This window comes from Hydrogenophaga sp. H7, from assembly GCF_002025745.1.
Lineage (GTDB): Bacteria > Pseudomonadota > Gammaproteobacteria > Burkholderiales > Burkholderiaceae_C > Hydrogenophaga > Hydrogenophaga pseudoflava.
In genome coordinates this window covers 1-24,870 of the sequence record NZ_MCIC01000012.1, presented here as the reverse complement: position 1 = coordinate 24,870, position 24,870 = coordinate 1, and the positions used below count along the sequence as shown (strand labels likewise).

Below are 24,870 nucleotides of genomic sequence, written 5' to 3'. Positions count from 1 at the left end.
GGGTCAACTAGGGGAGCGGCATTCTGCCACCGCGCCGGGTGGCCCGAAACGGAACAGCTTGTCCCCACGCCAACGTAGGACAAGGGTTGACCCGGTCCGGGGCTCGGGAGCGGCTCGTTACATTGCAGAACGACCTTGGCGCCTTGATCGCCGGGCGAACCTCACAGGAGACAACCCCATGTTGAACATCAATGTCAACGGGAAAGCGGCGTCCGTCGACGCCGAACCCGACATGCCCCTGCTGTGGGCGCTGCGCGAAGACCTGCAACTCACCGGCACCAAGTTCGGCTGCGGCATGGCGCTGTGCGGCGCCTGCACCGTGCACCTGGACGGCCAGCCGGTGCGCTCCTGCTCCACCCCGCTGTCGGCCGCGGCCGGCAAGAAAGTGGTGACCATCGAGGCCATTGGCAACAGCAAGGCCGGCAAGGCCGTGCAGGCCGCCTGGGTCAAGCACGACGTGCCGCAGTGCGGCTACTGCCAGAGCGGCCAGATCATGAGCGCCACCGCGCTGCTGACCGCCAAGCCCAGGCCCAGCGACAAGGACATCGACGAGGCCATGAGCGGCAACATCTGCCGCTGCGGCACGTACAACCAGATCAAGGCGGCCATCAAGGACGCTGCGACCGCCCTGCAGGGAGCCTGATCATGAGCACCACCAACGATTCCCACGCCTTCGAGACCAGCCGCCGCGGCTTCATGGCCGGTTCAGGCGCCGCCCTGGTCGTCGGCTTCACCCTGCCGTCCATGGGCGGCCGGGCTCTGGCAGCGACCGACACCGCCTTCACGCCCAACGCCTGGCTGCGCATCACGCCCGACAACCGCGTCACCGTGGTCTGCGGCAGCTCCGAGATGGGGCAGGGCGTGCTGACCGCGATCCCGCAGCTGATGGCCGAAGAGCTGGACGCCGACTGGGCCACGGTGGGCGTGGAGCAGGCGCCGGTGAGCCAGGCCTTCAACAACCCCGCCTTCGGCATGCAGGCGACCGGCGGTTCGACCACGGTGCGCGGCCACTGGGACGTGATGCGCAACGCCGGCGCCACCGCGCGCGCCATGCTGGTGGCGGCCGCGGCCGAGCAATGGAAGGTGCCGGCCGGCGAATGCCGCACCGAGGCCGGCCACGTGATGCACGGCAGCAAGAAGCTGAGCTACGGCCAGCTCGCCGAGGCGGCGTCAAAACAGAAGGCGCCCGAGAAGGTGGCGCTGAAGGACCCGAAGGACTTCAAGATCCTCGGCCAGCGCAAGGCCCGGCTGGACACGGCGGGCAAGACCAACGGTTCGGCCAAGTTCGGCATCGACGTCAACCTGCCCGGCATGCTGGTGGCCGTGATGGCGCGCGCGCCCCTGCCGGGCGTGAAGGTGGCCAAGGTGGACGACACGGCGGCCAAGGCGGTCAAGGGCGTGAAGCAGGTGATCACGCTGCCCACCGGTGTGGCGGTGCTGGCCACGGGTTACTGGGCGGCGAAGAAGGGCCGCGACGCGTTGAAGGTGGACTGGGACTTTGGCGACAAGGCCGGGCTCGATTCGGCCAAGGTCACGGCCATGCTGACCGACGGCGCCAGCAAGGCCGACGCGGTGGCGCTCAAGGCGGGCGACGCCGGCATCACCCCGGCCAAGCTGGTCGAGGCCACCTACGAGGCGCCCTATCTCGCGCACGCCTGCATGGAGCCGATGAACTGCACCGCCTGGGTCAAGCCCGACGGCGTGGAAATCTGGGCCGGCACGCAGAGCCAGGGGCCGGTGCAGGGCATCCTTAGCCAGGTGGCCTCGGTCGACCCGGGCAAGGTCAAGGTCAACACCATGATGCTGGGCGGCGGCTTCGGCCGGCGTTTCGCGCCCGACTTCGTGATCGACGCCACCCTGCTGTCCAAGATCAGCGGCGCGCCGGTCAAGCTGGTCTACACCCGCGAGGACGACATGGCCGCCGGCTTCTACCGCCCGGCTTCGGTGGCCAAGTTCACCGGCGGCCTGGACGCCCAGGGCAACGCGGTGCTGCTCAAGGCCGGCGTGGGCTCGCCGTCCATCATGGCGGCCTCGGGCTTCATGAAGATCCCCGAGAGCGGCGTCGACAGCTTTGCGATGGAGGGCATCAACGACCACCCCTACAGCGTGCCCAACCAGCTCATCACCTACGGCCGGCGCGAGCCTGGGCCCAGCGTCTGGTTCTGGCGCTCGGTCGGCCACTCGCAGAACAGCTTCTTCATGGAAGGCTTCATCGACGAGATGGCGCACGCCGCGGGCAAGGACCCGTTCGAGTTCCGCCGCGCGCTGATGGACCAGCAGCCGCGCTACAGGCAGGTGCTGGAAGTGGCGGCCGAGAAGGCCGGCTGGGGCAAGCCGCTGCCGGCGGGCGTGTTCCGCGGCATCGCGGTGGTGCAGAGTTTCGGCAGTTATGTGGCCGAGGTGGCCGAAGTCTCGATCAACGCCGATGGCACGCCCAAGGTGCACCGCGTGGTGGCCGCAGTGGACTGCGGCATGACGGTGAACCCCACCATCATCGAGCGCCAGGTCGAGGGCGCCATCGTCTACGGGCTGTCGGCCGCGCTGTACGGCAGGATCAGCCTCAAGGACGGCAGGGTCGAACAGGGCAACTTCCACGACTACCCGGTGCTGCGCCACAACGAGATGCCCAAGGTCGAGGTGCACATCGTCAAGAGCACCGAGAAGCCCGGCGGCATCGGCGAGCCCGGCACGCCACCGGTGGCGCCGGCGGTGGCCAACGCGATCTTCGCGGCCACTGGCAAGCGCCTGCGCAGCCTGCCGTTCGACACCTCGCAGCTCAAGAAGGCCTGATCGGCGAGGCCCGGGCCTGGTGGCGGGCCACCTCCTCCAACAGCATGGGCGCACCCATGCTGTTGGCATGCAGGCCGAGCACGCTCACGCCCTGGAGCACCGCCGCAATCTCCTCCGGGGTGGCGCCGAGTTCCAGTGCCCGGCGGATGTGGCGCCGCGTGCCCGGGCCATACATGTGCGTGCATGAGGCGTCCACCGCGATCGAGATGAACTCCCAGACCTTGGGCTCGATCAGGCCCTTGCGCATGGGGTGCATGGCCATGTCGAGGAATTTTTCGGTCCACAGGGGGTCGAGCTCGGCGAAGCTGTCCCACTCGGGGTTCCAGTAGCCGCTGGCGCGCAGCTCGTCGCTGACCGGGGTGGCGCTGGTGCCCGCGCCGGGGGAGGTGGTCGGATGGCTCATGCGTGGTTCAGGAGGGTTGGTGGCCGATCGAGCGCAGCATCCGGCCCGTGCTCTCGTTGTCCTGCCGCAGCGCCTTCTCCAGCTCGGGGACGGTCTGGGCGGGGTTGCCGGCGTCCATGCCCAGGGCGCCGAGCTGGCTCTTCACAGAAGGGGTCGAGATGGCCTTGATCAGTTCCTGGCGGAACTTGTCGCGGATGTCCTGCGGGACGTCGGGCGTGGACCAGATCGAGGTGCCCATGATCTGGCTCAGATCGGGGTGTCCCGCTTCCGCCAGCGAGGGCACGTCGGGCAGATAGGGCGATCGCTTGGCCGAGGTCACGGCCAGGGCGCGCACCTTTCCGCTTTTGATCAGGGGCAGCGAGGTGCCCAGGCCGTCGAACATGAACTGCACCTGGCCGCCCATGAGGTCTTGCAGCGCGGGCGGAGAGCCCTTGTAGCCCACGTGCACCATGTCCAGCCCTGCAGCCTTGCTGAACTGCAGGCCCTTGAGATGCGACAGCGTGCCGGGACTGTAGGACGCGTAGGACACCTTGCCCGGTCGCGTTTTCACGTAGGCCACCATCTCGGCCAGGTTGGAGACGGGCAGGGACGGGTCGGCCACCAGCACCAGCGCGACGGAGGCGACCTCGGCGATCGGGACCAGGTCCTTGAGGGGGTCGAAGCGGAACTTGTAGCTGTGCGGGTTTTCCGTCACGAGCGAGTTGGGCGACAGAACAAAGGTGTACCCGTCGCGCGGAGCACCCAGCATGCTTTCGACGGCGAGGATGCCGCCGGCTCCGGGCTTGTTTTCGACCAGCACCGGCTGGTACAGGCTTTTGCGGACGTTCTCGGCCACGGTGCGCGCGATCATGTCGGAGGCGCCACCGGCCGGTGCAGGCACGACGATGCGGATCGGGCGGTTGGGCCAGCCAGTGCCCTGGGCCATCACCTGGCCGAAGGGCAGGGCCAGCAGCGAGGCCAGAACAAGGGTTCTGCGCGGGAGGGCAGGCGAAGAAGTGTGGAAGGTCATGGACTGTCCTGACATCGTTGAAGGTCTTTCGGGTCGACGCGGGGCGGGCTGCCCTCAGGCCACCTTGCGCAGAAAGCCCTGCTGGCGCCCCGGCGCGTTGGGCGAGAAGCCGTTGGCCGCCAGGGTCTCTTCCACGGTGTCGTAGAACACGCCGATCTTCAGGATCTCGCGCGCCTGCTGGCCGGTGGCGATAGGGCGGCCGAACTCGTTGGCCATGCGCACCAGCTGCTGAATCTGCTGCACGGTGGTCATCTTCTCGGTGCGGCTCTGGTTCCAGAGGTTGTCCTCGATGCCGCAGCGCACGTGCAGGCCCATGGCCATGCCCATCATGTTGATCGGCAGGGTGTTGCGCATGCTGCTTTCCACCGTGAGCATGGTGCCGTCGGGAATGGCGCGCAGGAAGTTGGCCAGGTTGTAGATGTTGGGCGCGTCCATGCCGCCGCTGATGGCGACCCAGTTGCACACCAGCGGGCCCTTGTAGACGCCGCGGCGGATCAGGCGCTCGACGGTCTCGAAGCTGTTGAGGTTGTAGAACTGGAAGGCGCTCTGGATGCCGGCGGCGGACAGGCGCCTGACGTGTTCCTCGACGAAGCTGGGCGTGGAGGGCACCACCATCTCCGTGTAGGCGCGGCGACCCTCGGGCGTGGCCATGGAGGTGCCGGCGATGTCGGCCTCTTCCATGTGTTCGGTCACGTTCATCTGGGTGGTGTTGACGGTCACGGTCACCTGGTCGGGCTTGGGCGTCAGCTCAGCCAGCATGTGGCGCGTGTCGTCGGACAGCCACTTGGCGATCTCGCCTTCGCCGACCGGCGCGAACGAGATCGATCCGCCGACCTGGATCACCATCTCGGGAACCGCCTCTCGCACGCCGGCGATCAGCTCGTTGAACTTGGACAGGCGTTTGCTGCCCTTGCCGTCCAGCTCGCGCACGTGCAGGTGCAGCACGGTGGCGCCGGCGTTGTAGCAGTCCACGGCTTTCTGTACCTGCTCTTCCATGGTCACGGCGATGTCCTCGGGGAAGTCCGAAGGAATCCACTCGGGACCGTAGGGGGCGGCGGTGATGACCAGGGGTTGCTGGTTCTCGGGGAAGAGGTGACCGTCGAGGAAGTTCATGGTTGTCTCCGGGTGCGTTGAATGGGGCGATCAGAAGGTGAACGGTCAGAAGGTGGGCGTGCCGACGATGCCGGCGCGTTCCATCTTTCGGTGGCAAGGGGGGTAGTCCATCACCGCGTAGTGCTGGGTGGACCGGTTGTCCCAGATGGCGACGCTGTTGGGTTGCCAGCGCCAGCGCACCTGGTATTCGGGGATGGCGGCCTGGTTGATGAGGTACTGCAGCAGGGACGAACTGCCCTGCGTGAAGTCCTGGCCGCAGCGCACGTTCTCGGGGGTGTGGTAGTTCGTGAAGTGGGTGGTGAAGCCGTTGACGAACAGCACCTTCTCGCTGGTCTCGGGGTGGGTGCGCACCACCGGGTGTTCGGCGTCGGGGAACTGGGCCTTGAGCGCCAGGCGCCGTTCGATCGGCATGGCGGCGCCGAAGGTGCATTCGATGCTGTGGCGCGCGCGCAGGCCGCCGATCTGCTGCTTGATGGGCTCCGGCAGCTTCTCGTAGGCCAGTGCCATGTTGGCCCACATGGTGTCGCCGCCCACCGGCGGGCATTCCACGCAGCGCAGCACGCAGCCCATGGGCGGGACCTCGCGCCAGGTGGCGTCGGTGTGCCAGGAGTTCTCGTAGCGGTCGTTGGGGGCGTCGGGCGTCTTGTAGATGCGCACCAGGCCCGGGTGCTCCGGGTCGCTGCCGGCCACCGGGTGGTTCTCCAGCTCGCCGAAGCGGCGCGCGAAGGCCACGTGGTCGGCGCGGCTGATGTCCTGGTCGCGCAGGAACAGCACCTTGTGCCGGAGCAGCGCGGCCTTGATCTCCTCGTACAGCGCGTTGTCGCGCGCCGCATCGGCCAGGCTCACGCCGCTGACTTCCGCGCCGATGGCGCAGGTGAGTTGCTCGATCTTCATGGGGTGTCTCCTCGGGCGGTTCAGATCACGAACACCGACGAACCGGTGGTCTTGCGCGACTCCAGGTCGCGGTGCGCCTGCTGCGCATCGCCGAGTGCGTAGCGCTGGTGGATGTCGATGCGGATGCGGCCGGCCGCCACGTGGCCGAACACTTCGGCGGCGAGTTCGGCCTTCTCGGCCGGGTCGGCGATGTAGTCGGCCAGGGCCGGGCGCGTGAGGTAGAGCGAGCCCTTCATGGCCAGCAGGTTGGGGTTGAAGCCCTCGATGGGGCCGCTGGCCGTGCCCACGCAGACCATCAGGCCGCGGCGCTTGAGCGAATCGAGCGAGGCCATGAAGGTGCTCTTGCCCACGCTGTCGAACACCACGTCCACGCCGCGTCCGCCGGTGAGTTCCTTCACCCGGGCGGCCACGTCCTCGTGGCTGTAGTTGATGGTGTGGGTGCAGCCGTGGGCCCTGGCCACCTCGGCCTTGGCGTCGGTGGACACGGTGCCGATCACGGTGATGCCCAGCAGCTTCGCCCACTGCGCCACGATCAGGCCCACGCCACCGGCCGCCGCGTGCAGCAGCAGCGTGTCGCCGGCCTGGAAGGGGTGGATGCGGCGCATCAGGTAGGCCGAGGTCAGGCCGCGCATGGTCATGGCGGCGGCGGTCTCGAAGCCGATGCCCTCGGGCAGCCGGATCAGCGGTGCGGCCGGGATCAGGCGCTCGGTGGCGTAGGCGCCCAGGGTGTTGAGGAAGCCGGTGTAGGTGACGCGGTCGCCCACGGCGACGTTGCTCACATCGGGGCCGACGGCCTCGACCACACCCGCCGCCTCCACGCCCATGCCGGCGGGCAGGGGCATGGGGTAGGTGCCGTTGCGGAAGTAGGTGTCGGCGTAGTTCAGGCCGACGGCGGCGTGGCGCAGGCGGACCTGGCCCGGGCCTGGGTCGCCCACCTCGACCTGTTCGATCTCCAGCACCTCGGGGCCGCCGGTGCGGTGCATGCGGATGGCAGTGGCCATGGGGGGTGTCTCCTTGTTGCGTTCGGGGGGCCGGGTGTCCGGGCCATGGAACGCATCGTAGGAGTCACCACCCTTGAATGCTTGTCAAACTGGGACATTGATTTGCGAATCTGGGACAGTCAGGGTTCACCCTGACGCACCGCCGCTTTCGCCTTTTCCTGTGCGCGCCAGGCGGTGACACTGCAGCCGAAGGTGTGGCGGAACCAGTGCGAGAACGCGGCCGGCGCCGCAAACCCCAGCAGCTGCGCCACCTCGGACAGCGGCAGGTCGCTGTCCCGCACCTGGCGCAGCACCAGCTCGGAACGCACCGCCTGCAGCAGCGTGGCGAAGCTCTCGCCCTCGCGCGCCAGGTGGCGGTGGATGGTGCGGCGGTCCACGCCCAGGTGCTGCGCCACCTGCTGCGAGGTGCAGCGCCCGCCGGGCAGCAGCGCGGCCACCAGCTGCTGCACCGTGGCCTTGGTGCTCTGGTGCCGGCCCGAAAGCGCGCGGTCCAGGTACTGGCGCGCAAAGCGCGCCATCTCCGGGTTGTTGCCGGGCAGCGGGGTCTGCAGGTCGGCGGCGGTGCAGACGATGCCGTTGAACTCGCTGTTGAAGTCCACCGCGGTACCGAAGAAGGCGCGGTGCGCTGTGGTGTCCTTCGGCGGCCGGTGCTTGAAGCACACGCGCACCGGCTTCCACGGCCCGCCCAGCAGCTCGCGCACGATGCGGTACATCACCCCCACCGCCAGCTCCATCGACTGGCGCGTGCTGGCCGGCTGATCGACCAGGATCTCCTCCCGGATGATCACCAGCGCGCCGTGGTCTTCCACCCGCGTCAGCAGCGAGGCATTGAGCAGGCGCAGGTAGCGGCACAGCGTGTCCAGCGCGGCGCGCGCGGTCGGCTCGTCCTTGAGCACCAGGCTGATCGGCCCCAGGTTGGCCAGGTGGCGCCGCGCCGCCATGCGCAGGCCGAAGTCGTCCACCCCGCTGGCCTGCGCGCTGTCTTCCAGCAGGGCGCGCACGGCGGCGGCGCTCAGGGGCGTTTCGGGGTCGTCCAGCGCGCGCGGCGACAGGCCGGCCTTGCGCAGCAGGGCGCGCGCGTCCAGCCCCAGCGACTGCGCCAGCTCGACGTAGCCGGCGAGGCTGGCGCTGCGCACCACGGGCACGTAGGGGAAATCCATGAATGTCCCAGTTTCGAAAGCTGTTGTCCCAATTGGACAAGCGCAGTCGGGAGTGCGCACCTAGTATTTGCCCCACGGTCCGACACCCGGGCCACGACAGGCCCGCCCGATGGCCTGCGCCACACTGGAGACACGACATGACCGCCTTCCGTTTCCCGCCCCTGCGCCGCGCTGTCTGCGCCGCCGCCCTTGCGCTCACCCTGCCGGCTGCCATGGCCTGGACCGACAAGCCGGTTCGCATGCTGGTGCCCGCGCCGGCCGGCGGCACCATGGACGTGGTGGCCCGCATCGTGGCCGACCAGCTCGGGGCCGACATCGGCCAGCCGGTGGTGGTGGAGAACAAGCCCGGTGCCGGCGGCGCCATCGCGGTGCAGGCCATGCTGGCCGCGCCGCCCGACGGCCACACCATCATGATGACGGCGAGCAACATCCTCACCGAGATCCCGCACGTCATGAAGACGGCCTTCGACCCGCTCAAGGACGTCAGGCCGGTGACCGCCATCGCGCGCGCCACCATGGTCCTGGTCGGCGCGCCCAACGTGCCGGCCAAGGACGTCAAGGGCGTGGTGGCCTGGGTCAAGGCGAATCCGGGCAAGGTCAGCTTCGCCTCCTACAGCACCGGCACCAGCTCGCACTACGCCGGCATGATCCTCAACCAGAAGGCCGGGCTGGACATGCAGCACGTGCCCTTCGCCGGCTCGCCGCCCGCGCTGGCCCAGCTCATGGGCGGCCAGGTGCCGCTGATGTTCGACGGCATGGCCACCTCCAAGAAGATGGTCGAGGCCGGCAAGATCCAGGCCTTCGGCGTGGCGGCCAAGAAGCGTTCGCCCCACCTGCCGAATGTGCCGACCATGGCCGAGCAGGGCTACCCCGATGTGGACTTCAGCAACTGGGTCGGCATCATCGTTGCCAGCAGCGTTCCGCCCGCCCTGGTGCAGAAGATCAATGCCGCGGTGGACAAGACGGCGGCCTCGCCCAAGGTGCGCGACCGCCTGCTGGGAGCGGGCTTCGATGCGGGTGGCGACGAGACCGCCGAGCAGATGGCGCAGTCGCTGCGCGCCGACTTCGAGCGCAACGCGGCCATCGTCAAGGCCTTCGACATCAAGCTCAACCAGTGAGCCCCTGGTGCTGACAATGAGCACGTTCCTCGCGCCTGCACACTGGCCCCGGCTGCGCACCCACGCGGCCGAGCTGGCCCCAGGCATCACCCTCAGCGCCGTGGTGGCGGTGGCCGCCATGGCGCTGGGGGCGCACTACGGCGCGCCGGTGATGCTGTTCGCGCTGCTGCTGGGCATGGCGCTGAATTTCCTCTCGGCCGAAGGCAAGGCCGGCACCGGCATCCAGTTCACCGCGCGCACCCTGCTGCGCCTGGGCGTGGCCCTGCTGGGGCTGCGCATCACGGTGGCGCAGGTGGCGGCGCTGGGCTGGTCGCCGGTGCTGATGGTGCTGGTCTCGGTGGCCGCGACGATTGCCGTGGGCATGGTGCTGGCGCGGCTGATGAGGTTCCGCCTGTTCTTCGGCCTGCTCACCGGCGGCGCAGTCGCCATCTGTGGCGCGTCGGCGGCGCTGGCGCTGTCGGCGGCCATGCCGGCCCACCCGCTCAAGGAGCGCGCCACGCTGTTCACCGTGATCGGCGTGAGCACGCTCTCGACCCTGGCCATGGTGCTCTACCCCATGCTCACCCACGCGCTGGACATGCCGCCGGTGATGGCCGGCTTCTTCATCGGCGGCACCATCCACGACGTGGCCCAGGTGGTCGGCGCGGGCTACAGCCTCTCGCACGACGCGGGCGACGCCGCCACCCTGGTCAAGCTGATGCGGGTGGCGATGCTGCTGCCGGTGATCGCGCTGGCGGCGGTGCTGGCGCGGCGCCACGAGCGCGCGCAGGGCGGCGACCAACCCGCCGGCCCGCGCCCGCCGCTGCTGCCCTGGTTCGCGGTGGCTTTCGCCGTGCTGGTGCTGGTCAACAGCAGCGGCTGGCTGCCGGCGGCGCTGGTGCAGGCGGGGCAGGGCAGCTCGCAGTTCCTGCTGGTGGCCTCGATGGCGGCCATCGGCATGAAGACCCAGCTGCGCGAGATCGTCACCGTGGGCTGGAAGCCGGTGGCGCTGATGGTGCTGGAGACGGCCTTCCTGGCGGTGCTATTCTGGGGCCTGCTGCGGCTTCAGTAGCCCTGAGCCCTGCGTCTCGGAGGGTGACCCAACTGGCATGTAGGCATGCTTTTGCCAGTGGTGACGAGCACATGCACAGGAAAGCGGGACTGAAATGATCGAGGACTTTGACCAGCTGTCTGTCGACGGCGAAGTGATGTGCGATGTCTGTGTTGTCGGTACCGGTCCTGCGGGTCTCGCTGTCGCCACGTCGCTTGCCAACACGCAGCTGGATGTCCTGGTGCTTGAGACGGGTGGGGAGCATCATGAATCCCGGTCTGAGGCCCTTTCCGAGTTCGAGTCGGTCGGAGCACGTCGCGCGCATCACATGTCGGTGCGAAGACGCATCTTTGGTGGAACGTCCGTGCTCTGGAGTGGCCGCTGCGTTCCTTTTGCGCCGACAGATTACCAACCGCGCTCCTGGGTGCCGAACAGCGGTTGGCCCATTGACAGCGCCGATGTCGCGCCCTACCTGGATCGCGCTGGTGGCCTGCTCGGAATAGGTCCTGGGGTCTATGACGATCGACTGTGGCAGATGCTGAACAAGCGTGCGCCGCAACCCGCATGGGATCCGGCAAAGTTCGAGTGGCAGTATTTCCAGGCGAGCCTGCCAGGTGTAAGCGTCAGGCGTCAGGTCCCCAGCGTTGACGACCACGACTGCCAGAATCTCGGTGCGCTGATGCACAGTGGCGCTCCGGCCGCGCTGGATGTTGCCCAGGCATCCCGTCGGGTGCTCTCCGACGCACCCAATATTCGGGTGTGGCTGCACGCTCACGTGAGAAGCGTGAACTGCGACAACGATGGGAGCACGGTCACCGGCGTGACCATTCAACGTGCCGGCGGTGGGTTCGCACGGGTGAGGTCCAGGGCCGTGGTCCTGGCCTGCGGAGGCATCGACAACGCGCGGTTGTTGTTGCTGTCCGACGAGCAGACGCCCGGTGGAATTGGAAACCATCACGATCAGGTGGGTCGCTATCTGATGGATCATCACTACGCCGAGATCGGGACCGTGACGGGTGAGGCTCGGCGGTTGCGCACGAGGTTTCGCCAGTTGTGGTTCGACCGGCATGGTCGGCGGCACGTGTATGTCACGGGTGCAAGCCTGTCGGGGCAACGCCAGATGGAAGAGCAGCTCACCCGAGGAACGGTGTACTTGTTCGAACATGTCCGCATGCCCTCACCCGTGTCTTCGCTGGGCACCATTTTGCGTGCCGCCCGAAGCGGGCGTCTGGGCAGCAGCGATCTTGCACACCTCGTCAATATGGGCCGGCATCCGGTCCGATTGCTCGAAGGTATCTATGACCGTTACGTTGAGAGACGGCCCGCGTTCACGTTGACGAGCCAGGTGGACATCGGCTGCAACGTGGAGCAGGTGCCCGATGCACAGAGCCGGGTGACGCTGAGCGAGCGCGTTGATGAATATGGACAGCGATTGGCGCGCATAGACTGGCGGATGCACGACGTTGAGCGCCAGACGTACGCGGCGTGTGCGCGACTCGTTGAAGAGGAATGTCGGAGATTGCGTCTCGAGATGCCGCAGATCGCACCCTGGCTACGCGATCCGGCAGCCGACTGGCGCTCGCATCTTCACGACATGGCTCATCCGATGGGCACGACACGCATGAGTGCGAGTCCGAGAAATGGTGTCGTCGATGTGAACTGTGCGGTGCATGGCACGCGTGGGCTTTATGTCGCCGGAAGTTCGGTGTTTGCTACGGCCGGGACAAGCAACCCGACCCTGCTCATTGCTGCCCTGGGCGTTCGACTGGCCGATCACCTGCACAAAGCCTTGAAGCACCCCTCACCTTCTGGGCACTAGCTTGTTATGGAGAGCGCCCCCACATGAACGACATCAACTCAGCCGCTACAGCCTCGAACCATGGACGCACCAGGGTAGGCATCGTGGGTGCGGGGGACCGGGTGAGGAACATCTATGGCCCGGTATTGCGCGCGCTGAGTGATCGCATTGAGGTCTCAGGCTTTTTCGCGCGCGATCGGGAGAAGGGAGCTGCCTTTGCTGCTTCATCGGGATGGCCTCACTTCGCATCGATCGACGAACTCATCAAAGGTGCTCAGCCTGCGTTTCTGATCGTTGCGGTCAACGGTGCGGCAAATACCACGGTGCTTTTTGATGTGATTGGTCGCGGCCTACCCGTGTTGGCGGAAACACCCATTGCATGGGACGAGCGCCTGGCGCGCAACGTAGTCGATCTCGCTGCGAAACGTGGGGTTCAGGTGGGTGTCGCCGAACAGTTTCCGTTTCTCCCTGCCGAGGCACTCAAACTGAAGCTGATCGGTCTCGGTGTTCTGGGTCCGGTCACCTCGGCAATCAATGAATTTTCCACTTTCGACTATCACGGAATAGCACAGCTGCGCTCGTATCTGGGTGGTCATCGGCAAGCCGCATCGGCGACAGCGATCGAACAGGATTTCGGCAAGACCGGACTCATCGAGGGTGTGGCACCGCCCATCCCGGAGTTGGCGTGGCCTGAGCGCTGGCTGCTCGGTACCGTGAAGCATCTGGACGGTGCGCTGCTCGTGCACAACTATTCGTCCGGATACACCGTGCTTCCGACGCGTCCGCAGGGACGGCTGCTCGTGCATGGGGGATGTGGGAGCCTCGTTGACGACCAACTTCTTGTCGTCAACCGGCGTACCGGTGAAACGCATCAAAGCGGGTTCCAGCGCCATGTCGTCGAGGGCGAAGGCGGTCCATTGCTCCGCAGCGTTTCGGTGGCCACGCGGGAATTTGGCGAAGTCGAGTGGCGCAATCCATTTGCACCGCATTCATTGAGCGATGAGCAGATAGCCGTCGCAACCCATGTGGATGCAATGATTCAGGTGGCACGACACGGCGCACTGCCGCTGTACCCGGCAGCGTCAGCGGCCCAGGACATCGAGTACCTTCGAGCAATGTCCTATTCGGCGCGCCGTGCTGGCGCGCCCGTGGGGTTGCCGGTTGCAAGCCGTTATCAACAGATCCGTATCGGCCTGTCGCTCCAGCAGTGGGGCAAGCTGGCGGCTAAGGTGGCGGGAAAACTGAAACGTACCTAGATGTCATAACCGCTGCTCGAACGGTGAGCGGGCGCCGAGGCAAACTACCATCAGCGGTTCGCCAATCGATCCGCCACGATCGAGGCGTGACTCGAACCAGCCGCCCACCACTGTTCACGGGCGGGCAACACACAACAAAGGAGCACCCCCATGGGCGCGCAATGGAAAGCCAAACACAAGGACATCGCGGCGAACGCGAAGGGCAAGCTGTTCGGCAAGCTGGTCAAGGACATCATCATTGCGGCCCGCAACGGCCCCGACCCCACGGCCAACGCCCGCCTGCGGCTGGTGGTGGAGCAGGCGCGCAAGGTTTCCATGCCCAAGGACACGCTGGAGCGCGCCATCAAGAAAGGCGCCGGCCTCACGGGTGAGGCGGTGCACTACGAACACGTGATCTACGAAGGCTTCGCGCCGCACCGCGTGCCGGTGATGGTGGAGTGCCTGACCGACAACGTGAACCGCACCGCACCAGAGATGCGCGTGCTGTTCCGCAAGGGCCAGCTGGGCACCAGCGGCTCGGTGTCGTGGGACTTCGACCATGTCGGCATCATCGAGGCGGAGGCCGCGAACCAGGACGCCGACGCCGAGCTCGCGGCCATCGAGGCCGGTGCGCAGGACTTCGAGCCCGCCGACGACGAGGGCGTGTGCGTCTTTCTCACCGACCCGACCGACCTCGATCTGGTCAGCCGCGCGCTGCCCGCCCAGGGCTTCACCGTGCTGTCGGCCAAGCTGGGCTACAAGCCCAAGAACCCGGTGGGCCCGGCGAGCCTGAGCGCCGAGGCGCTGGAGGAGGTGGAGGCCTTCCTGGCGGCGCTGGACGAGCACGACGACGTGCAGAACCTCTTCGCCGGGCTGGGCGGCTGATGCTCTGGCGCCTGGTGCGGTGGACCGGCATCGGGCTGCTGGTGCTGCTGATCGGTGTGCCGGTGGTGTTCGCCGTCGCCTTCCTGGGCATCCAGGAAGCGAGCGAGCGCCAGTGGCTGGGCCAGGCGCCGCAGCACGCCGCCATCGACGTGCGTTCGCGCGAGCCGCACGCGGTGGCGCTGCTGGACGTGGGCTTCGACTCGCTGGCCGCGCGGCTCAAGCTCATCGAGGAGGCGAAGGAATCGATCGAGCTGGAGTTCTTCATCTACGAGCTCGATGAGTCCAGCCGCCTGATCAACCAGGCGCTGGCGCGCAAGGCCGCGCAGGGCGTGAAGGTGCGCATCCTGGTGGACTTTGCGATGCCGGTGTTCAAGCTGGCGCCGCAGGTGGCGCGCTCGCTGGAGCAGGCGGGCGTGCAGGTGCGCTACTACAACACCTCGGGCATCGCGCGTTTCTTCGCCATGCAGCACCGCACCCACCGCAAGCTGCTGGTGGCGGACCGGCAGAAGGCCATCGTCGGTGGGCGCAACATCGGTAACGACTACTTCGACCTGTCCACGCACTACAACTTCCTCGACAGCGACCTGCTGATCCAGGGGCCGATCGCGGCCGCCATCGTGGACAGCTTCGAGCTGTACTGGGCGTCGGACTGGGTGACCGAGCCCAAGGACATCGCGGTGGACGAGACCGACGCGCCTCGCATCAACCTGCTGGGCAACCGCACGGTGGCCGAAGAGCGCATCAGCGCCGAGCTGCGGCAGCACGCGGCGGCGCCGCGGTTCAGCACCTGCCGCGACACGCATTTCGTCACCGACTATCCCGGCTCGGGCGTGGAGCGGCGCAAGGTCTACACGGCGATTGCTGCGCTGGTGCAGGAGGCCAAGCAGCACATCGTGGTCGAGAGCCCGTATCTGGTGCTGCGCGACGATGGCGTCGCGCTGATGCAGGGGTTGCTGCAGCGCGGCGTGAAGTTGCAGTTCCTCACCAACACCCTGCGTTCCACCGACGCGTTCTACGCCGTGGCCAGCCTGGCCGATTCGCTGGACCGCTTCGCGCTGGAGAACCTCGAAGTCTGGGGCTACGACGGCCGGCCGCTGAAGCAGAACGCCCGTCCGCCCGCGTCCGAGCGCTGGGGCGTGCACGGCAAGCGCGCCTTGTTCGACGACCGCACCGTGGTGGTCGGCACCTACAACATGGACCCGCGCTCGGCCAACCTCAACTCCGAGCTGATCGTGATCTGCCGCGACAACCCCGAGCTGGCCGCGGCCATGACGGCGAGCCTGAAGGCGCGACTGGCGCAGTCGCGCGCCATCACCGGCGCACCGGGCGCGCGCGGCTACGACGCGCTGATCGAGGGCGCGGACCCGGACACCATCTTCCAGATGCGCATGGTCCGGCCCTTCGCCAGCTTCCTCGACTTCCTGCTGTAGCCCGCGGCTCAGGCCGTGGCGCGCTGCTCGCCCAGGCGGCCGTCGCGGAAATCGGCCAGCGCCTGGTAGATCTCGTCGGTGGTGTTCATCACGAACGGGCCGTACTGGGCGATGGGCTCGTTCAGCGGCCGGCCGGCGATCAGCAGCACTTTGGCGTCGGTCGAGGCCTCGATGCGCACACCGTCGCTGGCCGGTTCGGTGGCCAGCAGTGCCATGCGCTGCACCGGCACCGCCGTGCCGTTCACGCTCACCTCACCGCGGTAGACGTAGACGAAGGCGTTGTGCGTGCCCGGCAGCGCCTGCTCGAAGGACGAGCCCGCGGCCAGGTGCAGGTCCAGGTACAGCGGCTGCGTGCCCTCGCGCGTCACCGCACCGGTCACGCCGTGGCTCTCACCGGCGATCACCGTCACCGCCACGCCTTCGGGCGTGGTGAACTGCGGCAGGTCGGCGTTGGCAAAGTCGCGGTACCAGGGCGGGCACAGCTTGTCGCGCGCAGGCAGGTTCAGCCAGAGCTGGAAGCCTTCCATCAGGCCTTCTTCCTGCTGCGGAATCTCGGAGTGGATCACGCCGTGGCCGGCGGTCATCCACTGCACGCCGCCGTTTTCCAGCAGGCCTTCGTGGCCGGCGCTGTCGCGGTGCAGCATGCGGCCCGCGATCATGTAGGTCACGGTCTCGAAGCCGCGGTGCGGGTGGTCGGGGAAGCCGGCGATGTAGTCGTCGGCCTGGTCGCTGCCGAAGGCGTCGAGCATCAGGAACGGGTCCAGCCGGCGCTGCAGGTTTTGCGTCAGCACGCGGGTGAGCTTGACGCCCGCGCCGTCGGAGGTGGGTATGCCGGCCACCAGCCGCTCGACGCGGCGGGGCTGCTGCAGGCGGGGGGTGAGGGTGGCGGTCATGGTGGTCTCCTGAAGGTGCGGGGTGTCAAAAGCGGCCACCCCGCGCAGCCGCTGTGAACGCGGGCGCTCAGCCGATGGCGGCGGCCAGGTCGGCCTCGGCCTGGGCAAAGCCCTTGGCGGCGGCCTCGGGGCCCATGTTCAGGCCTTCGGCGTAGATCAGGCGCACATCGGTCAGGCCCAGGAATCCCAGCACCGTCTTGAGGTAGGGCGTCTGGCTGTCGTGCGGCTGGTCGCGGTAGAGGCCGCCGCGGGCCAGCGCCAGGTAGACGGTCTTGCCCTTGACCAGGCCCTCGGGGCCCTTCTCGGTGTAGCGGAAGGTCACGCCGGCGCGGGCGACCGCGTCGATCCAGGCCTTGAGCTGCACCGGCACGCCGAAGTTGTACATCGGCACGCCCAGCACGACGGCGTCGTGCGCCTGCAGTTCGGCGATCAGGGCGTCGTACTCGGCCACCACGGCGGCCTGTTCGGCGCGGCGCTGCTCGGCGGGGGTGAACAGGGCGCCCAGGGCGGCCTCGTCCAGCACGGTGACGGGCGAGGTGCCCAGGTCGCGCAGGGTGACGGTGCTGCCCGGGTGGGCGGCCACCAGGCGCTCGCTCACGCTGTTGGCGAGCTTGGTGGAGTTGCCGGCTTCGCGGCGGGGGCTGGCGTTGATCTGCAGAATCTTCATGGCGGGCTCCTGGGTATTGGGTGATTCGGAAACGGTCAGTAGTTGACCGATGAACTCAACTTTATGGGTTGCGAATCCTCTTGAAAAGCTGTCGAAATGGATAAGATTGTTTCCTTGGTGGAACAATCAATGCGCGAATGTGGCCCCGACGCCATCGAACCGACCGACCTGCTCATCTTTGCCCGGGTGGCCGAGCTGGGCAGCTTCAGCCAGGCCGCGGTGCGCCTGGGCCTGCCCAAATCCACGGTCTCGCGCCGCGTGGCCGCGCTGGAGCGGCTGATGGGCGAGCGCCTGCTGCTGCGCACCACGCGCCGCCAGTCGCTCACCGAGTTCGGCCTGCAGCTGCTGGAACACGCGCGGCAGGTGGTGGCCGAACTGGAGGCGGTGCACAGCCTGCGCGAGCAGCGCCGCGCCGCGCCCAGCGGCCGGCTGCGCGTGTCCATGCCCAGCGACTTCGCCAACCTGATGCTGGCCGACAGCCTGGCCGCCTTCACCGCGCTGCACCCGGCGATCACGCTCGACCTGGACCTCTCGCCGCGCCGGGTCGACCTGCTGGGCGAAGGCTTCGACGTGGTGGTGCGCATGGGCGAACTGCCCGACGACAACCTGCTGGTGGCCACGCGGCTGGCGGTGTTTGCCAACGGGCTGTATGCCGCGCCGGGCTACCTGCAAGCGCGCGGCGATCCGCAACACCCCGACGACCTGGCCGGCCACACCGCGCTGCGCCTGATGCGCGGCAACGGCGAGCCAGCGGTGTGGCCGCTGAGCCGCGGCGGCGAGCGCTGGTCGGCGGTGCCCAGCGGGCAGGTCAGCGCCAACTCGCCCGAACTGCTGATGCGCATGGCGCGCGCCGGCGCCGGCATCGCCGCGCTGCCCAACCATTTCGCCGAGGAAGTGGTGAACGCCGGCCAGCTGCGCCGCGTGCTGCCCGACTGGTGCCTGCCCGAAGCGCCGGCCTGGGCGGTCTACCCGGGGCGCAAGCTGGTGCCGCCCAAGACCCGCGCGTTCGTGGACATGCTCAAGGCAGCGCTTGCGCGCTGCGACATGGCGCGCATTCCCCCTTCCAACCTCACCCAGGAGACACCATGACCCACCGCGGACAAGCCCAGCTCGCCATCTGGAGCGACATCGAACCCGGCCAGGAAACCGACTACCTGCACTGGCTCACGCGCGAGCACGTGCTGGAGCGCGTCGGCGTCGACGGCTTTCTCTCGGGTCGCGTGTTCCGCGCCGAGGCCGGTGGCAAGCGCCGCTTCTTCATCACCTACGAGCTGCAGGACGCTGGCGTGCTGGCCGGCCCCTCGTACCTCGCCCGGCTGAACGCGCCCACGCCCTGGTCGCAGCGCACCATGCCCATCCTGCAGAACTTTGCGCGCGGCGGCGGGCCGGTGGTGGCAAGGGCGGGGTTGGGCAATGGATCGGTGGTGGCGCCGCTGCGGTTGGACCTTGCCGCGGCGGGCCTGCAAGACGCTGGCGCGCAGCAAGCGCTGGTGCAGAAGATCGCAGGTCTGGACGCCGTGGCCCAGGTCTGGCTGATGGAGGTGGACGCAGCCGGCACCGGCGTGCAGACGAAAGAGAAGGCCATGCGCCGCAGCGTCGAGGGTGTGTTCGACGGCGTGCTGGTGGTGGAGGCGCTGCACGCCGCGGCTGCGCAGGCGGCGCTGGACGGCCTGCTGGCCGGTGAGCTGGGGAGCGCGGCAGTGGCCGACCGCCAGCTCTTCAGCGCCTGCTTCCAGCTCGACCGGCGGCTGGCCGGTCTGGAGGGCGCGGACTGAGCCTCAATTCGCCGGCGCCGACATCGTCAGCTGCAGCGGTCCGTACCAGGCGGTGACCGCGGCGCCCGAGTTGTTCGAATCGGTCATCAGGCCCAGGCCGATCATCGGCCCCGGCGCCTCGCCGAAGGCCAGCCGGAAATCGGCCTCCACGTCGCGGTCGAAGTCCACCCACTGGTTCAGCCGCGCCGGCCCCGACTCCACCACGATCTGGCGGATGCGCCCGGTGTAGGGGTTGGGAATCACCGTGCCGGCCGGGTAGCGGTTGTCCCACACATACATGATCGACGCGTAGGGCAGAGGCTTGCCGGCGATCAGGCCCGACAGCTCCGAGACGATGTGGTCGCGCGCCTTCCAGGTGCCGTTGTGGCGGTCGCCGTCGAAGCTCAGGATCAGCCGCGCCACCGAATCGTCCTCGCCCTTCTCGCCCAGGTTGAATGCCGGGTTCAGCGCCGGCACGAAGAGCGAGAAGTGCAGGCGTTTGGCCTGCGCGCCGGGGGCGGGCTTGAGCAGCAGGTTCAGCGTGCTGTTGGAGCCCATGGCCTCGGCCCGCACGGCCGGCCGACCTTCGTGTTCGGTGGCCTGGTAGCGCGTGGGGCGGCGGCTCATGAAGACCTGGTGTTCCCAGGGCGTGGCCGGCGCGGCGCCGTCGATGTGGTTGCTGGCCTGCCAGGCGGTGCCGTCGAGGATCACCGGGCGCTGCCTGGGGCTGGCCTCGTCGGCCTCCGCGGTGGTGTCGTCGGTTCCGTCGGCCGAAGGGGATGGGGCGCTGGCGCAGGCGCTTAGCAGCAGGGCCAGCAGGGAGGCCCAGAGGCGGGGCGAGCGCGGGGAGAGAGCAGAAGACATGAAAGACGCGTGAGGCAGCGGCGAAAAAGCCGGGCCATATTGTGACGCCGCGGTGCGGGTGGGATGGGTTACGAGTTGTGCCGTCCGGTGGCCGCCCACCCTACAAACGCTCCAGCCCCACCAGCGCCGCGTGCTGCAGCAGCATGATGGTCTTGCCGTCCTGGATCTCGCCGGTGCCGATCATGGCCAGCGCGCGCTCCAGCGGCAGCTCCAGCACCTCGATGTCCTCGCCCTCGCTGGCGTCGCCGCCGCCTTGGCTCACGCGGTCACCGGGCTCGTATTCCGCCACGAAGAAGTGCAGCCGCTCGGTGACGGAGCCCGGGCTCATGAAGGCTTCGAACACCTTGCGCGGCATGCGCACCGCAAACCCAGTTTCTTCCTCCACCTCCCGCCGGATCGCCACTTCCGGTGCCTCGTTGTCCAGCAGGCCGGCGCAGGCTTCCACCAGCATGCCGTCGGCCAGTCCGTTGGCGTAGGCCGGAAAACGGAACTGGCGGATCAGCACCACCGTGCCCCGCGCCCGGTTGAACAGCAGCAGGGCCGCGCCGTCGCCGCGGTCGTAGGTTTCGCGCTGCAGCCGCTGCCAGCGCCCGTTGCTGTGGCGGTAGTCGAAGGTCGTCTTCTTCAGCACGAACCAGTCGTCGGCCAGCACGCGCTGTTCGACGATGCGCACGCGTTCGTTCGCGGGCAGCGGGATCTCTCGGTGGTGGGGGTTGGTCATCGTATAAATTCGTGCAGTGTCGTGTAATATCGTGCAATCGTAGCGCGTCCCCATTCCTTGCACAAGAGGCCCCCATGCTCACCGCCCAGCGCAAACAGCTCATCCTCGGCCGCCTCGCCACGCAGGGCCAGATCGTGGCCGGGGAACTGGCGCTGGAGCTCGGCACCTCGGAAGACACCATCCGCCGCGATCTGCGCGAGCTGGCCCAGCAGGGCAAGCTGCAGCGCGTGCACGGCGGGGCGCTGCCCGCGTCCGCGGCCACGGGCGACCTGCGGGTGAGGCAGCAGGTGTCGACCGACGAAAAACAGGCGCTGGGGCGCCACGGCGCGCAGCTCATCAAGCCCGGCCAGGTGGTCATGCTCGACGGCGGCACCACCGCCATCCAGGTCGCGCGTCAGCTGCCGGCCGACCTGCGCGCCACGGTGATCACCCACAGCCCCAACGTGGCGGTGGAACTGGCCGCGCACCGGCACGTGGAAATCATCGTGCTCGGCGGTCGCCTGTTCCGCCATTCCATGGTGAACGTCGGCGCCTCGGTCATCGAAGCCGCGGCGCGCTTCCGGGCCGACCTGTTCTTCCTCGGCGTGACCGGTGTGCACCCCGAAGCCGGGCTGAGCACCGGCGACGCCGAAGAGGCCGACGTGAAGCGCGCGCTGCACGCCCGCGCGGCGGAAACCGTGGTGCTCGCGTCCAGCGAGAAGCTGCTCAGCGCCTCGGCCTTCGTCATCGCACCGATGAAAGCGCTGTCGCTGCTGGTGGTGCCCGGCGGCACGAAGCCCAAGACGGTGGCGGCGCTGCGGGCGGGGGGCGTGGCGGTGCAGAAGGCGGTTTGACGCCGCCCGGCCTGCGGGCGACCCGGTCAGCGCTCGCGCCGGTAGTGCATGGCGACCGCGCCGCAGCGCAGCGGCGTCGCAGAAATCAGCTCAAGCCGACGCGTGCCGGGCAGCCCACCCTCGTGCAGCCTCGGGCCGTGGCCGGCGATGCGGGGGTGCACGAGCAATTGGTACTCGTCGATCAGATCCAGCCGGTCAAGCTCGGTGGCAAGCCGGCCGCTGCCGACGAGCACGCCATCCGGGGTCGCGGCCTTGAGCGCCTGCACGCCCGTGCGCAGGTCGCCGGTGATGTGGTGGCTGTGGGTCCACGGGAAATCCTTGCGCGTGGACGACACCACGTACTTCGGCTTGGCCTCCAGCTTCACCGCCCATTCGCGCACCGCGGGTGGCGCCTCGACTTCGCCACGCGCCACCGCCGGCCAGTAGCTCTCCATCATCTCGTAGGTGGTGCGGCCCCACAGCATCGCGCCGCACCCGTCCATGAGGCGCGTGAAGAAGGCGTGCGTCTCTTCGTCGGCAATGCCTTCCTGGTGGTCGACGCAACCGTCCAGGGTGAGGTTGATGCTGAAGGTCAGGCGTCCCATGACGCTCTCCCGATGGAAAGGTGGGGCATCACGTCTTCGGTTGCGGAGCCACCACCGGTGCCCCCTCGAATTGTTCCAGCGATGGGTCAACGCAAGCCCAGCTGGGCGCACTGGCCACCCAGATGTTGGTGGTGGGCCTGACGGCCGATGGCTCGTCCAAGGTGCCCACGCGAACTACCGTCAGGCCCGGGCGACCACTGGAGTCGGAGAACAACTGGGAGCCGCAGCTTGGGCAGAACCGGCGGGTCACCGTGTTGCCGCTGTCGGCCGTCTTCTCGTGCTGGCCCGGCGCTCCAGTGATCTGGATGGCATCGCTGGGGAAGATGACGTTGACCGTTCCGTTGGACGAGATTTTCTGGCAGTCCCTGCACCAGCAGATCCTGGATGGACCGGCCTCTGCGGTGATCTCGTATCGAATGGCGCCACAGAGACAACCACCGGTGAATGACTTCATGAGAGCTCCTTGTCGGTTTCAAATTCGGCACCTGCGGGAGAGCCTACAGACCGGAAGGGCATGCGTCTACCCGGCCAAGGTCTTGCAGAGCACACGGTTCTCGTAGCCCACGCCATCGATGACGTACTCCGTCGTCCCGATGTCCCGGAAGCCCAGCGACTGGTAGAACGCCAGCGCCGCCTGGTTGCCGGCCCAGGCGGTGAGCCAGATGGCGTCCAGACCCCGCGCGCGCGCCGACGCTTCGGCCTTGGCCATCAGGGCGCGCCCCAGACCGCGGCGCAGGAACGGGCGCTGCACGTACAGCCGGAACACCTCGGCGCCGCGCACGCCCGGAACCGGGCAGCTCGTGGCAAAGGCGATGTCCACGAAACCCACCGTGTACCCGCCGGCTTCGACCATCCACAGCTCGACAGCGGCATCCCGCATCCGCCGTTCAAACACCTCGGCGGAGTAGACCGTGGCCACCTCCCGGGCGAGGGCCTCGTTGATCCCGTGGGTGGCGTAGGTGTCGAGGAAGACCTGGGCGGCGAGTGTGCTGAGGGGCAGGGCATCAGCGGTGGTTGCGCGGCGGTGGATGAAGTCGTCGGGCATGGGGTATGGGACTTGGGGCCGGTTTCGGCCAGGAGCAGACGCTCAACGTAAAGGTACCCGGCGCGGAGCCGGCCTTGTCGGCGGAGCTCCGTGTTGACCGCCATGTTAGGAGTTCATGTGTGTAGAAAGCGAGCCAAATAGTGACTTAAGCTGCATTGCGTATTCTTCCTTGAGTTCTAATCTTTCGTTTAGCAATCCTTGAACCTCGTCCGTAGCCTTGCGCGGCGGTTTGGTCCGAATGTCCTTGGCAGGGATACATGCAAAGTGGAATTCTGGAAATTCGACCTCAGCCTTTTCCCGCTCTTCGACCTTGTCTCCATCAAATAGGCCAGCTACCTTCTTGTATCCGAGGTCTTTAAGAATCCGACACAGATGCCGGATGTTGCTTGCGCCACCAGCGCCCCAGCCAAAGAAACTTCCAGTGATTTCTGCTTTTACCTGTTCTGCTACACGTGGTGAAGTCCCCTTGAAAACCTGAACCACCCGGAAGTAGAGAATTCCCCAAGACGGAGTCTCTACATGAAGAAATCCAGATTCAGCGAAGCGCAGATAGTCGGCATCCTCAAGGAGGTCGAGATGGGTGCCAAGGTCGGCGAGACGTGCAGGAAGCACGGCGTGAGCGAGCCGACCTACTACAAGTGGAAGAGTCAGTTCTCTGGCATGACGGTCTCGCACCTGGCGCAGCTTCGGCAACTGCAGGACGAGAACGCCAAGCTCAAACGCATGTATGCCGACCTGGCGCTCATGCACCACGCGCTCAAGGACGTTGTCGACCGAAAGCTCTGACCCCGGAGCGTCGCGAGATGGTCGTTCAAGCCCTCATGGCCGAGCACGGCATGAGCGAGCGCCGAGCCTGCCAGGCCAGCGGCATTGCCCGCTCCACACTGCGCTACCGACCCATTGCGCGCGACGACTCCGGGGTCATCACCTTCATCCAGATGCACATGGCGCTCAACCCGCGCCACGGCTTTGGCCTGCTTTACGACAGTGCCCGCCACCAAGGCAAGCCCTGGGGCAAGACGGTGCTTTGGCGCGTGTACTGCGAGCTGCGGCTGAACCTGCCACGGCGCGGCAAGAAGCGTTTGCCGGCGCGCATCAAGCAACCGCTGGAGGCTGCTGGCCAACCCAATCAGGGTTGGAGCTGCGACTTCATGGCCGATGCACTGTGGTCCGGCAGGCGATTCAGGACCTTCAACGTCATCGATGAGTTCAACCGCGAGGGCCTGCGTATCGAGGTCGACACCAGCCTGCCGGCAGCCCGTGTCATACGTGCCTTGAATGAGCTGGTGGAAGTGCGCGGAGCGCCGCTGTCGATTCGCCTGGACAACGGCCCGGAGTTCATCGCTCACGCTCTGTCCGAATGGGCGAAATCCAAGGGCATCGCGCTCAATCACATCCAGCCAGGAAAGCCCACGCAAAACGCCTATGTCGAACGATTCAACAAGACCTACCGAACCGAGGTGCTGGACTGCTATGTCTTCGAGTCATTGCAGGAGGTGCGTGATATGACGGCCGACTGGCTGCACCGCTACAACCACCAGCGCCCCCATGAATCTCTCGGCCGAATCCCACCGGTCGAGTACCGTGTCAAACTGTTCCCCAACCTCTACTTCTGACTGGCTCAGGAATTCGAGGGGACTTCA

26 protein-coding genes are annotated in these 24,870 nt (G+C 67.5%); 12 read left to right on the top strand and 14 right to left on the bottom strand.

From position 1 onward, the window contains the following. The first annotated feature begins 178 nt into the window (after positions 1–178). Both BC358_RS06560 and BC358_RS06555 read left to right on the top strand, forming a co-directional pair. Entirely contained in the window at positions 179–643 is a 465-nt protein-coding gene (locus tag BC358_RS06560) for a (2Fe-2S)-binding protein (RefSeq protein WP_079365195.1), read from the top strand. 2 nt (positions 644–645) lie between these two features. Next, positions 646–2,790 (top strand): xanthine dehydrogenase family protein molybdopterin-binding subunit, encoded by a 2,145-nt coding sequence (locus BC358_RS06555; protein ID WP_079365194.1) that lies wholly within the window; start codon positions 646–648, stop codon positions 2,788–2,790. Here the strand turns inward: BC358_RS06555 and BC358_RS06550 are convergent. The 6 genes from BC358_RS06550 to BC358_RS06525 form a co-directional block, all read right to left on the bottom strand. After that, entirely contained in the window at positions 2,777–3,193 is a 417-nt protein-coding gene (locus BC358_RS06550) for a carboxymuconolactone decarboxylase family protein (protein ID WP_066155964.1), read from the bottom strand. The two genes, BC358_RS06555 and BC358_RS06550, sit on opposite strands and share 14 nt — an antisense overlap. Positions 3,194–3,200: 7 nt before the next feature. Then, positions 3,201–4,202, bottom strand: coding sequence for a tripartite tricarboxylate transporter substrate binding protein (locus tag BC358_RS06545; protein ID WP_079365193.1), 1,002 nt, complete (start codon positions 4,200–4,202; stop codon positions 3,201–3,203). 54 nt (positions 4,203–4,256) lie between these two features. After that, the gene (locus BC358_RS06540) at positions 4,257–5,315 is read right to left on the bottom strand and encodes a 3-keto-5-aminohexanoate cleavage protein (protein WP_079365192.1); all 1,059 of its coding nucleotides are present in this window, start codon (positions 5,313–5,315) and stop codon (positions 4,257–4,259) included. A 45-nt stretch (positions 5,316–5,360) separates the two neighbouring features. Next, positions 5,361–6,209: a TauD/TfdA family dioxygenase gene (locus BC358_RS06535; protein ID WP_079365191.1), complete on the bottom strand. Its 849-nt coding sequence runs from the start codon at positions 6,207–6,209 to the stop codon at positions 5,361–5,363. Positions 6,210–6,229: 20 nt separating this feature from the next. Beyond that, a complete protein-coding gene (locus tag BC358_RS06530; protein WP_079365190.1) occupies positions 6,230–7,210 on the bottom strand; it encodes a quinone oxidoreductase in 981 nt (326 codons plus the stop codon). A gap of 119 nt (positions 7,211–7,329) precedes the next feature. After that, entirely contained in the window at positions 7,330–8,370 is a 1,041-nt protein-coding gene (locus tag BC358_RS06525; RefSeq protein ID WP_143434203.1) for an AraC family transcriptional regulator, read from the bottom strand. Between the two features lie 137 nt (positions 8,371–8,507). Between BC358_RS06525 and BC358_RS06520 the strand changes: the two genes are divergently transcribed. The 6 genes from BC358_RS06520 (at position 8,508) to BC358_RS06495 (ending at position 15,866) form a co-directional block, all read left to right on the top strand. Next, positions 8,508–9,488, top strand: coding sequence for a tripartite tricarboxylate transporter substrate binding protein (locus BC358_RS06520; RefSeq protein ID WP_079365188.1), 981 nt, complete (start codon positions 8,508–8,510; stop codon positions 9,486–9,488). Positions 9,489–9,504: 16 nt separating this feature from the next. After that, positions 9,505–10,539 (top strand): YeiH family protein, encoded by a 1,035-nt coding sequence (locus BC358_RS06515; protein WP_079365187.1) that lies wholly within the window; start codon positions 9,505–9,507, stop codon positions 10,537–10,539. A gap of 94 nt (positions 10,540–10,633) precedes the next feature. Further along, complete coding sequence (locus BC358_RS06510; RefSeq protein ID WP_079365186.1) at positions 10,634–12,337, top strand: GMC oxidoreductase; 1,704 nt, start codon at positions 10,634–10,636, stop codon at positions 12,335–12,337. A gap of 23 nt (positions 12,338–12,360) precedes the next feature. Then, positions 12,361–13,572, top strand: coding sequence for a Gfo/Idh/MocA family oxidoreductase (locus BC358_RS06505; RefSeq protein ID WP_079365185.1), 1,212 nt, complete (start codon positions 12,361–12,363; stop codon positions 13,570–13,572). Between the two features lie 150 nt (positions 13,573–13,722). After that, positions 13,723–14,436: a YebC/PmpR family DNA-binding transcriptional regulator gene (locus BC358_RS06500; protein ID WP_079365184.1), complete on the top strand. Its 714-nt coding sequence runs from the start codon at positions 13,723–13,725 to the stop codon at positions 14,434–14,436. Further along, the gene (locus BC358_RS06495) at positions 14,436–15,866 is read left to right on the top strand and encodes a phosphatidylserine/phosphatidylglycerophosphate/cardiolipin synthase family protein (protein ID WP_079365183.1); all 1,431 of its coding nucleotides are present in this window, start codon (positions 14,436–14,438) and stop codon (positions 15,864–15,866) included. The genes BC358_RS06500 and BC358_RS06495 overlap by 1 nt, the downstream gene beginning before the upstream one ends. Positions 15,867–15,874: 8 nt before the next feature. Here BC358_RS06495 and BC358_RS06490 read toward each other — a convergent pair whose 3' ends face one another. Beyond that, the gene (locus tag BC358_RS06490; protein WP_079365182.1) at positions 15,875–16,759 is read right to left on the bottom strand and encodes a pirin family protein; all 885 of its coding nucleotides are present in this window, start codon (positions 16,757–16,759) and stop codon (positions 15,875–15,877) included. Positions 16,760–16,826: 67 nt separating this feature from the next. Then, a complete protein-coding gene (locus BC358_RS06485) occupies positions 16,827–17,426 on the bottom strand; it encodes an FMN-dependent NADH-azoreductase (RefSeq protein WP_079365181.1) in 600 nt (199 codons plus the stop codon). 129 nt (positions 17,427–17,555) lie between these two features. On the opposite strand from BC358_RS06485, the gene BC358_RS06480 reads away from it, so the two are divergent. Together BC358_RS06480 and BC358_RS06475 are read left to right on the top strand one after the other, a co-directional pair. Next, positions 17,556–18,515 (top strand): LysR family transcriptional regulator, encoded by a 960-nt coding sequence (locus BC358_RS06480; RefSeq protein ID WP_079365180.1) that lies wholly within the window; start codon positions 17,556–17,558, stop codon positions 18,513–18,515. Then, positions 18,512–19,201 carry a DUF4286 family protein gene (locus tag BC358_RS06475; RefSeq protein WP_079365179.1) on the top strand — a complete coding sequence of 230 codons (690 nt, stop codon included), beginning with the start codon at positions 18,512–18,514 and terminating at the stop codon, positions 19,199–19,201. Before BC358_RS06480 ends, BC358_RS06475 begins: the two co-directional genes overlap by 4 nt. Before the next feature lie 3 nt (positions 19,202–19,204). On the opposite strand, the gene BC358_RS06470 is transcribed toward BC358_RS06475, so the two are convergent. Together BC358_RS06470 and BC358_RS06465 are read right to left on the bottom strand one after the other, a co-directional pair. Next, entirely contained in the window at positions 19,205–20,044 is an 840-nt protein-coding gene (locus tag BC358_RS06470; RefSeq protein ID WP_079365178.1) for a DUF3047 domain-containing protein, read from the bottom strand. Positions 20,045–20,144: 100 nt separating this feature from the next. Then, positions 20,145–20,765 carry an NUDIX domain-containing protein gene (locus BC358_RS06465; protein ID WP_079365177.1) on the bottom strand — a complete coding sequence of 207 codons (621 nt, stop codon included), beginning with the start codon at positions 20,763–20,765 and terminating at the stop codon, positions 20,145–20,147. 74 nt (positions 20,766–20,839) lie between these two features. Between BC358_RS06465 and BC358_RS06460 the strand changes: the two genes are divergently transcribed. After that, positions 20,840–21,598 (top strand): DeoR/GlpR family DNA-binding transcription regulator, encoded by a 759-nt coding sequence (locus BC358_RS06460; protein WP_079365176.1) that lies wholly within the window; start codon positions 20,840–20,842, stop codon positions 21,596–21,598. Positions 21,599–21,624: 26 nt separating this feature from the next. On the opposite strand, the gene BC358_RS06455 is transcribed toward BC358_RS06460, so the two are convergent. The 4 genes from BC358_RS06455 to BC358_RS21770 form a co-directional block, all read right to left on the bottom strand. Next, the gene (locus BC358_RS06455) at positions 21,625–22,182 is read right to left on the bottom strand and encodes a dihydrofolate reductase family protein (protein ID WP_079365175.1); all 558 of its coding nucleotides are present in this window, start codon (positions 22,180–22,182) and stop codon (positions 21,625–21,627) included. Between the two features lie 28 nt (positions 22,183–22,210). Next, positions 22,211–22,636: a GFA family protein gene (locus BC358_RS06450; RefSeq protein ID WP_079365174.1), complete on the bottom strand. Its 426-nt coding sequence runs from the start codon at positions 22,634–22,636 to the stop codon at positions 22,211–22,213. A gap of 66 nt (positions 22,637–22,702) precedes the next feature. After that, positions 22,703–23,227, bottom strand: coding sequence for a GNAT family N-acetyltransferase (locus BC358_RS06445; RefSeq protein ID WP_079365173.1), 525 nt, complete (start codon positions 23,225–23,227; stop codon positions 22,703–22,705). A gap of 105 nt (positions 23,228–23,332) precedes the next feature. Beyond that, positions 23,333–23,710, bottom strand: a complete 378-nt coding sequence (locus BC358_RS21770) for a hypothetical protein (RefSeq protein WP_143434201.1) — start codon at positions 23,708–23,710, stop codon at positions 23,333–23,335. A 36-nt stretch (positions 23,711–23,746) separates the two neighbouring features. Here BC358_RS21770 and BC358_RS06440 point away from each other — a divergent pair. Continuing rightward, positions 23,747–24,843 (top strand): IS3 family transposase gene (locus BC358_RS06440; protein WP_256861428.1). Its coding sequence is split into 2 segments (ribosomal slippage): positions 23,747–23,999 and positions 23,999–24,843, totalling 1,098 coding nucleotides; the frame shifts between segments, so codons are not numbered across the junction. Positions 24,844–24,870: the final 27 nt, after the last annotated feature.